At 35.8% G+C, this 13,502-nt stretch carries 12 protein-coding genes; 4 read left to right on the top strand and 8 right to left on the bottom strand.

Going from position 1 to position 13,502, the window contains the following annotated elements:
• Positions 1 to 46 precede the first annotated feature (46 nt).
• Positions 47 to 1,189 (bottom strand): methionine aminotransferase, encoded by a 1,143-nt coding sequence (locus tag C1T31_RS02440; RefSeq protein ID WP_103050865.1) that lies wholly within the window; start codon positions 1,187 to 1,189, stop codon positions 47 to 49.
• A gap of 79 nt (positions 1,190 to 1,268) precedes the next feature.
• Here C1T31_RS02440 and C1T31_RS02435 point away from each other — a divergent pair, with 79 nt between their 5' ends.
• The gene (locus C1T31_RS02435; protein ID WP_103050864.1) at positions 1,269 to 3,359 is read left to right on the top strand and encodes a S46 family peptidase; all 2,091 of its coding nucleotides are present in this window, start codon (positions 1,269 to 1,271) and stop codon (positions 3,357 to 3,359) included.
• 45 nt (positions 3,360 to 3,404) lie between these two features.
• Here C1T31_RS02435 and C1T31_RS02430 read toward each other — a convergent pair whose 3' ends face one another.
• Entirely contained in the window at positions 3,405 to 4,097 is a 693-nt protein-coding gene (locus tag C1T31_RS02430) for a LytR/AlgR family response regulator transcription factor (protein WP_103050863.1), read from the bottom strand.
• On the bottom strand, positions 4,094 to 5,065 hold the full coding sequence (locus C1T31_RS02425; protein WP_103050862.1) for a sensor histidine kinase: 972 nt from the start codon (positions 5,063 to 5,065) through the stop codon (positions 4,094 to 4,096). Before C1T31_RS02425 ends, C1T31_RS02430 begins: the two co-directional genes overlap by 4 nt.
• Before the next feature lie 184 nt (positions 5,066 to 5,249).
• Between C1T31_RS02425 and C1T31_RS02420 the strand changes: the two genes are divergently transcribed.
• The 3 genes from C1T31_RS02420 to C1T31_RS02410 all read left to right on the top strand — a co-directional run bounded on the left by C1T31_RS02420 (position 5,250) and on the right by C1T31_RS02410 (position 7,222).
• Positions 5,250 to 6,143, top strand: coding sequence for a thioredoxin family protein (locus C1T31_RS02420; RefSeq protein ID WP_103050861.1), 894 nt, complete (start codon positions 5,250 to 5,252; stop codon positions 6,141 to 6,143).
• Positions 6,144 to 6,210: 67 nt separating this feature from the next.
• Positions 6,211 to 6,573 (top strand): hypothetical protein, encoded by a 363-nt coding sequence (locus C1T31_RS02415; protein WP_103050860.1) that lies wholly within the window; start codon positions 6,211 to 6,213, stop codon positions 6,571 to 6,573.
• A gap of 7 nt (positions 6,574 to 6,580) precedes the next feature.
• Complete coding sequence (locus C1T31_RS02410) at positions 6,581 to 7,222, top strand: GldM family protein (RefSeq protein WP_103050859.1); 642 nt, start codon at positions 6,581 to 6,583, stop codon at positions 7,220 to 7,222.
• 30 nt (positions 7,223 to 7,252) lie between these two features.
• Here C1T31_RS02410 and C1T31_RS02405 read toward each other — a convergent pair whose 3' ends face one another.
• The 5 genes from C1T31_RS02405 to C1T31_RS02385 form a co-directional block, all read right to left on the bottom strand.
• Positions 7,253 to 9,022: a MutS-related protein gene (locus C1T31_RS02405; protein WP_103050858.1), complete on the bottom strand. Its 1,770-nt coding sequence runs from the start codon at positions 9,020 to 9,022 to the stop codon at positions 7,253 to 7,255.
• A 16-nt stretch (positions 9,023 to 9,038) separates the two neighbouring features.
• A complete protein-coding gene (locus tag C1T31_RS02400) occupies positions 9,039 to 9,971 on the bottom strand; it encodes a M28 family peptidase (protein WP_103050857.1) in 933 nt (310 codons plus the stop codon).
• Positions 9,972 to 10,051: 80 nt separating this feature from the next.
• Positions 10,052 to 10,798 (bottom strand): succinate dehydrogenase/fumarate reductase iron-sulfur subunit, encoded by a 747-nt coding sequence (locus C1T31_RS02395; protein WP_103050856.1) that lies wholly within the window; start codon positions 10,796 to 10,798, stop codon positions 10,052 to 10,054.
• A gap of 10 nt (positions 10,799 to 10,808) precedes the next feature.
• Complete coding sequence (locus tag C1T31_RS02390; protein ID WP_103050855.1) at positions 10,809 to 12,806, bottom strand: fumarate reductase/succinate dehydrogenase flavoprotein subunit; 1,998 nt, start codon at positions 12,804 to 12,806, stop codon at positions 10,809 to 10,811.
• A gap of 14 nt (positions 12,807 to 12,820) precedes the next feature.
• Positions 12,821 to 13,498, bottom strand: a complete 678-nt coding sequence (locus C1T31_RS02385; protein WP_103050854.1) for a succinate dehydrogenase cytochrome b subunit — start codon at positions 13,496 to 13,498, stop codon at positions 12,821 to 12,823.
• Positions 13,499 to 13,502 lie beyond the last annotated feature (4 nt).

The raw sequence follows: 13,502 nt of genomic DNA, 5'->3' as shown, positions 1-13,502 counted from the left end.
ACACATTAAATTGTAAAAAGTCTCGCGATTTACAAAAATTTAAGAGTTAAATGTTATTTAAAATACTGGCTGCTTGCTCTAATGTTTCATGGGTTTTTGCGAAACAAAAACGTAAGACTTTGTCATCTTTTCCTGCTTCATTGAAAACCGACATTGGTATGGATGCTATCTTGTTTTCAATCGTTAACTGTTTGGCAAAATCGACATCATGCTCATCAGTGATTTCAGAAAAATCCAGCACCTGGAAATAGGTGCCTTGTGAAGGGTTTATTTGAAATCTGGAATCTTTAATCAAGCGTAAAAAATAGTCTCGTTTTTCTTGGAAAAAATTAGGTAAATCCAAATAATGGCTAGGTTCTTCCAAATAATCTGCTAGACCTTTTTGCATAGGATGGTTCACTGCAAATACATTGAATTGGTGTACTTTTTTAAACTCATCCATCAACTCCTTTGGCGCACAACAATAACCCATTTTCCAACCCGTGTTATGAAAGGTTTTACCAAAGGATGCCACCACAAAACTGCGTGTTTTTAAATCGGGATATCTACAGGCACTTTCGTGTCGTAACCCATCAAAAATAATATGTTCATAAACCTCATCACTTAATACTATGATGTCTGTGTTTTCCGTCAGCTCCTGAAGTTTGTACATATCTGTATCTTTCAATATGGTTCCGCTCGGATTGTGAGGTGTGTTGATGATAATCAATTTCGTTTTTTTGGTAATGGTTTTTTTAACCAAGTCCCAATCTACTTGATAATTTGGCGCACTTAATTGAATAGACTTTACGATTCCACCATAAAGATCAACAGCGGGTTCATAACAATCATAAGCTGGTTTAAAAATAATAACTTCATCATCCTGTTTTATAAAAGTTGAGATAATTGTGAAAATAGCCTGAGTAGCTCCAGCTGTAACGGTAATTTCTGTTTCTGGATGATAACTAGTTTCGTACAATCGTTCATACTTTTTGGCAATAGCTTGACGCAACTGTAAATTTCCAGGCATGGGTGCATATTGGTTATAGCCTGAATTCATAGCCTGGTTAACTAGGTCTATCAACTTCTGATCACTTTTAAAATTGGGAAATCCTTGTGATAGATTAATCGCGTCGTGCTTATTTGCCAAAGCACTCATAACACTAAAAATAGTCGTCCCAACCTGCGGTAATTTTGAAATATGCATCATAAACGTAAAGGTAACAACTTCTATATACAATTTTATTACGAGAACTTGTTATCTTTGAAAGATTCTAAAAAATGACACCATGAAATTATTCAGATTACTATTACTTTTTATCACGCTTCAGGTTTCAGCCCAACAAGGTGGTATGTGGATTCCTTCACTTTTGGAAGGTATGAATGAAAACGAAATGAAAGCCTTGGGAAGCAAGTTAACAGCCGAAGATATTTACTCGGTTAACCAATCCAGTTTAAAAGATGCTATTGGTCATTTTAATGGTGGTTGCACCAGTGAAGTGATTTCACCTAAAGGCTTGGTTTTAACCAACCATCACTGTGGATTTAGTCAAATTCAATCACATTCTTCATTAGAAAATGATTATTTGAAAGATGGTTTTTGGGCCATGAGTTTGGAAGAAGAATTACCAAACGAAGGTTTATACATTGAATTCATTGTACGTATTGAGGATGTTACCAGTCAAGTATTGGCCGGTGTTACAGATACCATGACTGAAAAGGAAAAGCAATCTGCTATTGACAAAAATAGTAATAGCCTACAAGCTCAAGTACAAAAAGAGGCTTGGCAAGACACTAAAGTCAAATCCTTTTATAAAGGTAATCAATATTTCTTATTTGTAACCGAGCGTTTTGAAGATATTCGCTTGGTTGGCGCACCACCAAGCAGTATTGGGAAGTTTGGTAGTGATACTGATAACTGGGTATTCCCAAGACATACAGGCGATTTTTCGATGTTTCGAATTTATGCTGATAAAGACAATAGACCAGCAAAATTTAGTGAAGACAATGTACCTTATAAACCAAAGCATTATTTACCAGTTTCATTAGATGGTGTTGAAGAAGGCGATTTTACCATGGTGTTTGGTTTTCCAGGGCGTACAGATGAATACCTACCAGCCGTAGCAATTGAACATATTACTAAAGACTATAACCCTAGCAACATTGCTATTCGAGAAGCAGCTTTAAAAGTGATTGATGCCCGAATGAAAGCCAATGATGAAGTACGTATCAAGTATGCATCCAAACAAGCACGTATTGCCAATGCCTGGAAAAAATGGATTGGTGAAAATTTAGGAATTCAAAAAAGTAATGCAGTTGCCGAACGTCAAGAATTTGAGGCTACGTTTACTAAAGCTCTAAAAGAAAAAGGCCTGGAAGATAAGTACGGTCATATTTTACCAGAATTTGACAAACTTTATAAGGATTTTGCTGATGTCAACATTAGACGTCGAAATTTCATTGAGGTATTTTTAGTAACCAATGAATTGATGCAAATGACATTCAGAGCCTATCAAGTTGAGCAATCGTTGAAGCAGAGTTCGGATAATTTAGAAAAGAATCGTGATTACATCACCAACTTGTTGAAAGGCATCCACAAGAACTATGATGTGCAAGTTGATAAGGGTGTTTTTGAAGCCGTAATGCCATTATATAGTAAGAATAATATTGACCCAACTATTTATGATAAAACAGCCTTCACCAATTTAGATAGCGCCTTAAAATTGTTTGACGGTTCAGCTGAAGATGTGATAAATAACTTAAATAATGATGCCGCGTATATTTACGCCAAACCAATCATAGAGGAGTTCTACACCAGTATCAACCCAGAATTTGAGCAAAAGAATGAACCCATTACAGCCTTACAAACTGAATACATGACGGCTTTAATGAAGGCCTTACCAAATGCACGTTATTTCCCAGATGCCAATAGCACCTTGCGTGTTACTTATGGGCAAGTGCGAGGTTACCATCCTAGAGATGCTGTGTATTATCAACCGGTAAGTCATTTAGAGGGTGTCATTGAAAAATATGTGCCAGGCGATTATGAGTTTGACGTGCCTCAAAAGTTAATCGATTTGTATGAAGCCAAAGATTATGGGCAATATGCTGATGCCAATGGTAAAGTACCAGTTTGCTTTTTAGGAACCAATCACACGACTGGTGGCAATTCTGGTAGTCCTGCAATTGATGCCCACGGTAATTTGGTTGGATTGAATTTTGACCGTGTATGGGAAGGTACTATGAGCGATATGAATTATGATCCAGAAATTTGCCGAAACATTATGGTTGATTTACGTTATGTGTTGTTTATCGTTGATAAATATGCAGGTGCCAAACATCTAATTGAAGAAATGGATCTGGTGCATCCTAAAAAATAAGTCTCTTAACCTTAAGAAAAAAAGCCTCAAATAAATGAGGCTTTTTTATACAATATGCAATTTCCTTAACAATTCCTGCTTATAGGTTCTGCCAATAGGTAAGCGGTTACTATTTACATAGATTTCATTTCCAGAAATTTTATCGACAAACTTTCGGTTTATGATGTAGCTCTTGTGGGTTTGAATAAACTGATTACTCGGTAATTTTTCATTCCAATTTTTTAGCGAGTCAATATAGGAGAGTTTTTGTTTGGTGGTAACAACCGTAATATAATTTCTGTCGGATTCTATATAGACCAAATCATCCAATACAATTTTATGAAGGGTTTTGTCAACATTTAAAAACAATACTTCAGATTCATCAGCAGTTGTTTTATTAGAAACTTCCAGTCTGTCTTTGGCTTTATTAATAGCTTTTAAAAAACGGTCAAACGAGAAAGGCTTTACCAAATAATCTACAATGGTGTCTAACTCAAAACTGCTTACTGCATAATCCGGATAAGCAGTAGTCATAATAATTGCTGGTGGATTTTTGACGGTTTTAATAAAATCAATTCCAGAAATATCCGGCAAATTGATGTCTAAAAATACCACATCAACCGTTTCGCTTTTTAAAAAATTATTGGCTTCAATAGCGGCTTTAAAAGTTGCTATTAATTCCATATCAGGTAACTTCTTCAAGAAATTCTTAAGAATGTTTTGCGCAGGTATTTCGTCTTCTATAATGATACAGGTCATACTAAATTCAGTTTTAAATACACTTTGAATTTACTATCCTGTGTAATGGTAAACTCAAAATGATCTTTATATAACAACTCCAAACGCTTTTCCAAGTTTTGAAGTCCTATTTTAAATTCAGCCAAGTCATGATCTTTTTCTGTAAAATCATTTTCGCAAACACATTCTAAAACACCATTTTTTTCAATAATTGAGACCAGAATTTCACTGTTCAAAGAACTGTGCTTAAAGGCATTTTCAATTATGGTAATTAGTAATAATGGCGCTATTTGATTGTTTTCATTTTCAATGCTCTTGTTATAAACAATGGTATTCACTCCTTCAGTTCGCAATTCTTGAAAGGTCATGTAATTGTCAATAAACTGAATCTCCTTGTGCAATGGAATTTTTTTGGCATTACTTTCGTACAATACATGCTTTAAATTATCGGAAAGCCTTAAAATCAATTCTGGTGTTTCATTTGGTTTTTCTAAAGCATAGGAATAAATGGTATTCAGGTTATTGAACAGCACATGTGGATTAATCTGTGATTTTAAAAACTTCAATTCCATTTCCAAATGTTCCTTCTTTATTTGCTCTACTTCTTCTTGCTTATCAATAAATCGGTATAACACCCAAACAAAGGAGAAGAAAATAAGTGGTACCAAGGTTTGCCATAAATAATCACTCAAGCATTTCATAATGGAGCAACCGCATTGGGCAAATTCATAACAGTACAATTGCGTGGCCAAAAAGGAAATCAAGGCAATAACAAAAACATACCAAGCGTACATTTTCTTCTTGACAAAATAGGGCAGTAAAATCAAATTGTTGACATAAACAATGACCACCAGAATGGATATGTACTGTAGAAAGGGGTTTTCGCGCCAGTAATATGGCGAAAAAACAAATAAAGATACCATGATGAACAATATCCAAAACAGGATATGCACCAATATTTGAGAGCTATTTTTTTTTAAGATATTCATATTGAAATGAAAAGTAAACAGAATTCTTTAGTTGGTCAAACATAATGTACAAAAGGCAGAAATAACGCAACAAACAACCATTGGTATTGTAAAATAAAACGTTTGTACACCTATTTGGGTTGAAAATACAAATTATTGGCAAGCAAGTTGTTAAGCTTCTATTTTTGATTAAAAATCATCAATCATGAAACGAATAGCACTAACTTTAGTCATCCTTTTTTGTTCCCAAATCACTTTTTCTCAAACTATTAATCAAACCGTTACTGACGACAAAGGCAATCCCAAATTATTGGGCAAAATTGACAAAATCGGTCTGCAACAAGCGCCTTTTAACGCATGGTTTGAACCCAATTACGATGACTACCTTGTCAACAAACAGGTGGTATCCAAACTCAAGGAATCACTTAATCAATACACCATAAAAGTGTTTTTGGGCACTTGGTGTGGTGATAGCAAAAAAGAAGTCCCGAGGTTTTACCACATTCTGGATAAGGCTAAATTTCCAGACAGCCAATTAGAGGTCATTGCCGTAGACAACAAACCGGAAGCCTACAAACAAGCCCCAAACCATGAAGAACAGGGCTTGAACATTCACAGGGTACCCACCTTTATTTTCTATAAAAATGGTCTGGAAGTCAATCGTATTGTAGAACACCCTATGGAAACTTTGGAACGCGATATGTTAAATATTGTTACGGACAATAAATACACACCAAACTATATGGCTGCTAACTATTTGAACTATTTACTGTCCGAAAAATCAATTGATAGTTTACAATTGGAACATGATATCCTTGTCCCCAGATTTGCCGAATTTGTAAAAGGTAGTCGGGAGTTGAATACTTTAGGTTATGTGTATTTACGCGCCCAAGAATATGACAAAGCTTTATATGTTTTTGATTTGAACACGCGAATTTTTCCTTACAAGTACAATGTGTATGACAGCTTGGGTGAAGCCTATTTTGAAACCAAGAACTACGATATGGCTTTAAAAAACTATTACAAGGTTTTAAGCCTAAAACCGGATGATGACAATGCCAAAGAAATGATTGAGATGATTAAGTCTCATGTCGAATAGTTTCTCGATATACTTAACAAAATAAAAAACGGTATTTTTAGTTATTAGATTAGCTAAACCATCCGTTATGAAACTTTCCTTATTTGCTGTGCTATTATTTTTAAGTTTAAACGTATTTGCCCAAGAAGAGATTACCAACTGTGAAGTGACATTAACAAAAGAGGCATTCTTACAAAAACCCATTCCAGATAGTTGTTTTGGGTTATCTGTTGATGAAATCCCACCTAAAATAAGATCTTTTAAAATAAAGTTTAGAAAACATCCTTCAATATCACTTCATGGGAATCAATTAAATGGATTGGGTAAAAACTATCTTAAAATGACTCCTGTAGGAGATTATATCACAATTTTTGACATAAAATTATTAGAGGAAAGTAACATAAAACCTCCCAAATCTATAGTTATTGAAATTGTCTCAAAAAAAGAATAATACAAGCATGAAATACGGTTTACTTTTTTTAATAGTATTCTTTAGTCTTGGTTGTTTTTCACAAGAACCACCCAAAGCTGTTGTTGAAGTCAACAACATGAATGTGGTTTACAGAGGAGTGAGCAATCCCTTAACATTAAGTATGCCTGGAACTGTTTCCTTTGAAGCATCGGCTCCTGGATTAAAAAAAGTGGATAATTATGGGAACTACATAATGCATCCTGGTTCTGGGTTAACCGTTGATATTGAACTACGCGGCAAACTTCCAAATGGAGAGATTGTTACTGCTATAAAAACATTACGTATTAAAAATATAGGAACTCCTATAGGAACTCTAGACGGCATTGGTCATGGTAGTCGTTTTATAATTGAATTAACCAAAGAGCAGTTAAGAGATGGGAAAATCGGTATCAAAATTGAAGATTTTACTTATGATTTAAATTTCGTTGTTTTAGGATTTAAAATGAAATTTCCTGATTTAGACATGGTAAAAGTCAATGGCTCCTATATGTCCGATGAAGCCAAAGAACTGATTGATAACCTAAAAATAGATGATGTTGGATTTGTATTTGATATAGTCTACAAAATTGCAAATAACAGTTTTAGTATGAAGGGTGCTTCTGCTATACAGATAAAAATTATAGAATAAAATAAAAAGATTCCTGTTTTCACAGGAATTTTAAACAATCTCCATCTTCTTTAACAAGAAACTGGCATTCATGTTTTGGCAAACACCTTTTTTAAACTTGTAGTCAAAAAAGAGTTCATCATTAACAATTTGCGCATCAAAATAGTAGTTCTTAACAGGCTCTAATTGGCTTTCAATGTCGCATAGACTCAAATCGTGAGTTGCAATAATACCTGTAGCATTTGAAGCGACTAGTTTCTCTACAAACTTTTTGGAGCCAATGGCTTTGTCGGTTGAGTTGGTTCCTTTTAAAATTTCATCCAATACAATAAAGTAAGGCTCTTTGGCTATTTCGTCTACAATAAATTTCAAACGTGTTAATTCTGAAAAGAAATAGCTGCTATCATCAGTCAATGAATCGCTGGTTCGCATACTCGTTATCAATTTGATAGGATGGTACTGACTGGATTTGGCACAAACCGGTAAACCCACATTGGCCATAACAATGTGTAAGGAAACGGTCCGCAAAAATGTACTCTTACCAGCCATATTAGCACCTGTTACAATAAAGAATTCTTGGTTGTCAATCTGTAGGTCGCTATTAACCCGTTTGGTTTTATCCAACAAGGGATGACCCAATTCCTTTGCTGAAATGGCTTGTTTGGTATCAACTATTTCTGGAAACACATATTCTGGGTGATTAAACACATAATTCCCCAAGGAGTTAAACGCATCAAAAAAGGAAACCACCTCAAACCATTTGGCAACAGTTTGCTGGTGCTCTGTAATCCACTGCTCTATTCTGTAACTATGTTTTAAATCGGTTAGAAAAAAACCATTACCCAAAATAGCTCCAATCATATTATTTCTATTATCCAACGCATCCAAATGTCTTGAAAACTGTTTAAAAATAGTGGATGCCTTTTGGTGATGAGATTCTATTTGTTGTTGCTTTTCGAGCAGTAATTCTGAAGTAAATGATTCTTGCTCGATGCTATCCAACAAGGTAGCGTATTGCTTGAACGTGTCTTTAACCTTATCGGTATTAGAAGCCAAACTATTAATTTTTTTGAGATATTTTCCGGTGATGGCAAAGCCCAACAACAGCCAATAACCAACTAAATTGGGCGATATAACTTGGAATACCGAAAGAATAAATAATATGATGGAAGCCACCCCAAAAGCCATAGGTAGCCAACGCATGATTTGTGGTAAAAATGGTTTATGGTTTTTTAACCATGTAATAATATCGTCTGCAGACGTTTCAACTTGAACCAAACTTGAAGCGGCTGAATAGTGTTGTCGCCATGTTGGTTTTTGAGCCAGTTCTTTGATAGCCTCTTGTCTTTCCTCAATACCGTCAATAGTATTTGCTTTTAGAAGATTGGCTAACAGATGAGTTCCTTCAGGTATAGTTGTTCTGTTGATGAATTGAAAAAAGGACCCTTTTCCAAACAAATCTATGTCCAAGCTATAAAAATGCTTCGGATCTTGAAATGCATTACCATTGGGTCTGTGATGAAAGTCTCCGGAAGCTATAAGCAACTCTTCTTCATTGATAGTAACCAAAGCCTTATTTAAATCACGATTGTATTTTACATTTGTATATCTGGATAACAAAGCCAGAAAAATACCAATCCCTAAAACAGCTATGATGGCCACTAAAACCCAATTAGGATAGGTGAAGTAAATTCCAAGGACTGTCAACACAAAAACCAAAACACGTAGCGTACTTAACCTAATAAGTTGTTTGTTTAAATCCTTGACAATTTTTTGGTAGTGGTTTAATTGTTCAGAATAAAAATCTTGCGGGTTTTGCATGAAATGTGTTTTATAGCTAGAGCTCCAATGAGTCTATTTCAACAAAAAGTGAGATGATGCTTTGAACCGCTAATTTATAAAATTCAGGGTGGATATTCTCGTAATCATCGGTTGGTGTGTGATAATCTTTATGGTCTTCAACTCCAAAATAAAGAAATGGAATACCTTTTCTGAAAAAAGATCCATGATCTGATGAATAGGTCCAATTTTGTTTCCCATCTTTTCCATCATGACCCATTAGAAACTCAAAATCATTTGAAGCATTCTGGTTTTGAATGGCATTTTGAATAGCTTCATTATCTCGGGCACCAGTGATATATAATTCATTCTGGTCATTTCTACTCACCATATCCAAATTCAAGTTCAACTTAATGTTTCCAATTGGTACTATCGTATTATCCACATAGTAACGTGACCCCTGAAGCCCTAATTCTTCGGCATCAAAAAAGGCTAAAATTACCGAGTGTTTTGGGGGATGTTTTTGAAAATATTCAGCAAAAGCGAGCAGCGCACTAACACCTGATGCGTCATCATCGGCACCATTATAAATCTGACCATTTTTTATACCTTCATGATCATAGTGTGCACTGATGACAATATAATTGTCTTTAAAATCTGTTCCTTCAATTAGACCTAAAATATTGATGCCTTGGTAGTCTTTTTGACGTGATGAAAATGAGAATGCCTGTTCATAATTAGCAACCAACGGTTCAACCTTTCGTTTTTGAAGCTCCGAAACAATATAGTCCTTTGCTTTTAAAGCACCCATAGTTCCTGTACGTCGTCCTTCAAAAGTATCCGAAGACAATATTTTAACATGATGCAATAAAGAATCTGTATTAAATAGAAAGGTTATTGGAGTTGTAGTGTATAATTCTTTTTTTTGCGCATTACAACCAGTCGCACTGCCTAAAATCAGCACCAGAAATAAGGTAATCCAGTTATTCATTTAAAGTATATTACTAAAGTAAAGAAACAAAAAATCCCAAGATAAATCTTGGGATTTTTATCTATTAATTTGTTAAAGTTTTACCCTTTTAAGCTTGCCTTTAAATATTCGCGATTCATACGCGCGATGTTTTCTAATGAAATACCTTTTGGACATTCCACCTCGCAAGCTCCAGTATTGGTACAGTTACCAAAACCTTCTTCATCCATTTGTTTAACCATGTTCAATACACGATCTGTAGCCTCTACTTGACCTTGTGGTAACAACGCAAATTGCGATACTTTAGCTCCTACAAATAACATCGCACTGGAGTTTTTACAACTTGCTACACAGGCTCCACAGCCAATACAGGTTGCAGCAGCAAAGGCATCATCAGCATCATGTTTATTCACTGGAATGGCGTTGGCATCAATGGTATTTCCAGAAGTATTTACAGAAATAAACCCACCAGCATGTTGAATACGATCAAAAGCACTTCTATCTACTACTAAATCCTTAATTACAGGAAATGCAGCTGCTCTAAATGGTTCAATATAAATGGTATCACCATCGTTAAACATGCGCATGTGCAATTGACAGGTTGTAACACCTCTATCTGGACCATGGGCTTCACCATTGATGTATAATGAACACATACCACAAATACCTTCACGGCAATCGTGATCAAATGCTACAGGCTCTTCACCTTTATTAATCAGTTGTTCGTTTAATACGTCTAACATTTCAAGGAAAGACATATCTGGTGATATATCACTAATAGGATAATCGACCATTTTACCTTTATCATTAGCGTTTTTTTGACGCCAAATTTTCAACGTTAAATTCATAGCTCTCCTTTTATTTATAACTTCTTTCTTTTACTTCTATGTTTTCGTAAACCAAATCTTCCTTGTGCAATACCGCATCTTTTGGTTCACCTTTATATTCCCAAGCAGCCACATATTGGAATTCCTTTCTTCGCTTGGCTTCACCTTCTTCAGTTTGGTATTCTTCCCTGAAATGACCACCTGCCGATTCTTCTCTTAACAAGGCATCTTTAGCAAACAATTCGCCTAATTCCAAGAAGTCAGCCACACGTAAAGCTTTGGCCAATTCCTCATTAAACTCGTCATTGGTGCCTGGAACTTTTACGTCTTTCCAGAATTCTGCACGCAATTCGGCTATTTCAGTAATAGCTTCTTTTAAGCCTTGTTCATTTCTAGCCATACCACATTTGTTCCACATAATCTTTCCAAGTTTCTTGTGGAAATGGTCAACAGAATGCGTTCCATTATTGTTGATGAGATGCTCGATATTCTCACGGACACTTTTCTCGGCTTCATCAAATTCTTTTGAGTCTGTAGAAATTGGTCCTGTACGAATATCATGTGCTAAATAATCACCAATTGTGTAAGGCAACACAAAATAACCATCGGCTAAACCTTGCATCAGTGCTGAAGCCCCTAATCGGTTTGCACCATGATCGGAGAAGTTGGCTTCACCAATACAATATAGTCCAGGTACTGTGGTTTGTAAGTTGTAATCTACCCAAATACCACCCATGGTATAATGAACGGCTGGATAAATCATCATAGGTGTTTCGTATGGATTTTGGTCAACAATTTTTTCATACATCTGGAATAAATTTCCATACTTGGTACGAACAACGTCTTGACCTAACTGTTTTACTAAAGCTGCATCATTTTCATCTAGTCCCTTAATGTGTGCCTGCTCCTTTCCATAACGTTTAATAGCCGAAGCAAAATCTAAATACACAGCTTCACCTGTGGCATTCACACCATAACCAGCATCACAACGTTCTTTGGCTGCACGTGATGCCACGTCACGAGGCACCAAGTTACCAAAGGCTGGATAACGACGCTCTAAATAATAATCTCTATCTTCTTCAGCTAAATCTGTTGGTTTTAATTTACCTGCACGAATAGCTTCAACATCTTTTATGTGTTTTGGCACCCAAATACGACCATCATTACGTAATGATTCAGACATCAAAGTTAATTTGGATTGATGGTCACCTGAAACCGGAATACAGGTTGGATGAATTTGGGTGTAACATGGATTAGCAAAATAAGCACCGCGTTTATGGGCTTTCCAAGCAGCGGTTACATTACTTCCCATGGCATTGGTTGACAAAAAGAATACGTTGCCATATCCTCCAGTTCCCAAAACCACAGCATGAGCTGAATGTCTTTCAATTTCACCTGTTACTAGATTTCTGGCAATGATTCCGCGGGCTTTACCATCGACAACGACCACGTCTAACATTTCGTGACGGTTATACATTTTTACCTTTCCACGACCAATTTGACGATTCAAAGCAGAATAAGCTCCTAATAATAATTGCTGACCTGTTTGCCCAGCCGCATAAAACGTACGCGACACTAATACACCACCAAATGAGCGGTTATCTAACAATCCACCATACTCGCGAGCGAAAGGAACACCTTGAGCCACACATTGATCAATGATATTGGCTGAAACTTCTGCCAAGCGATACACGTTAGCTTCTCTTGAACGGTAGTCACCGCCTTTTACGGTGTCGTAAAATAAACGATAGGTTGAATCACCATCACCTTGATAATTTTTGGCAGCATTAATTCCACCTTGTGCTGCAATGGAGTGTGCACGTCGCGGTGAATCTTGGAAGCAAAAAGCTTTTACGTTATAGCCTAATTCAGCTAATGTAGCCGCTGCAGAGCCTCCTGCTAAACCTGTACCAACAACAATAACATCTATAAGACGCTTGTTGGCTGGGTTTACCAGATTAATATTGTTTTTATGATTAGTCCACTTATCAGCAAGTGGTCCTTTTGGTATTTTAGAATCTAAAGCCATATTTAGATGAATTTTTAGTGATTAAAATGATGGAACAACGCAATAAAGATGAACCCTAAAGGGATGATTATTGCATACGCTTTTCCAAAACCTTTTAAACCTTGAGTATATTTATTGTTAGCTCCAACCGATTGGAAAGCCGACATAAATCCATGTAATAGATGAAGTGCCAAAAACACAAACCCTAGGCAGTAAAATGCTACACGCCAGATAGGTACAAATTTATGAGTCAATTCTTCATAATATCTGTAACCTTCTCCGTCAGCTAATAGCCCAGACATATCACCTTGAATATACTTGGTATTAATCTCTGGAATCCAAAAATCAATAAAGTGAATCACCAGAAATATTAGAATGAATAATCCGCTGTAGATCATGTTTCGGCTCATCCAAGTTGAGTTAGCGCCACCATTATTTTTGGCATAACTAATATTTCTAGCTTTCTTGTTTCTAATTTCTAGTATGAATCCCATTATAAAATGGAAAATAACACCAAAAATCAATACTGGTTGCATGATATATTGTATCAACCAATTAGTCCCCATAAAATGGGAAACCTCATTGAAAGAATCAGGATTAATGACTGATAAAGAGTTGATAACAAAATGTTGCAATAAAAAAATCATTAGGAAGAATGCCGAAAGTGCCATGGCAAATTTTCTTCCAATCGAAGAATTCAAAATTCCGCTCATTGTT

The organism is Hanstruepera neustonica (assembly GCF_002895005.1).
In the GTDB taxonomy this organism is placed as follows: Bacteria; Bacteroidota; Bacteroidia; order Flavobacteriales; family Flavobacteriaceae; genus Hanstruepera; species Hanstruepera neustonica.
This window is presented reverse-complemented; position numbering and strand designations above follow the sequence as displayed.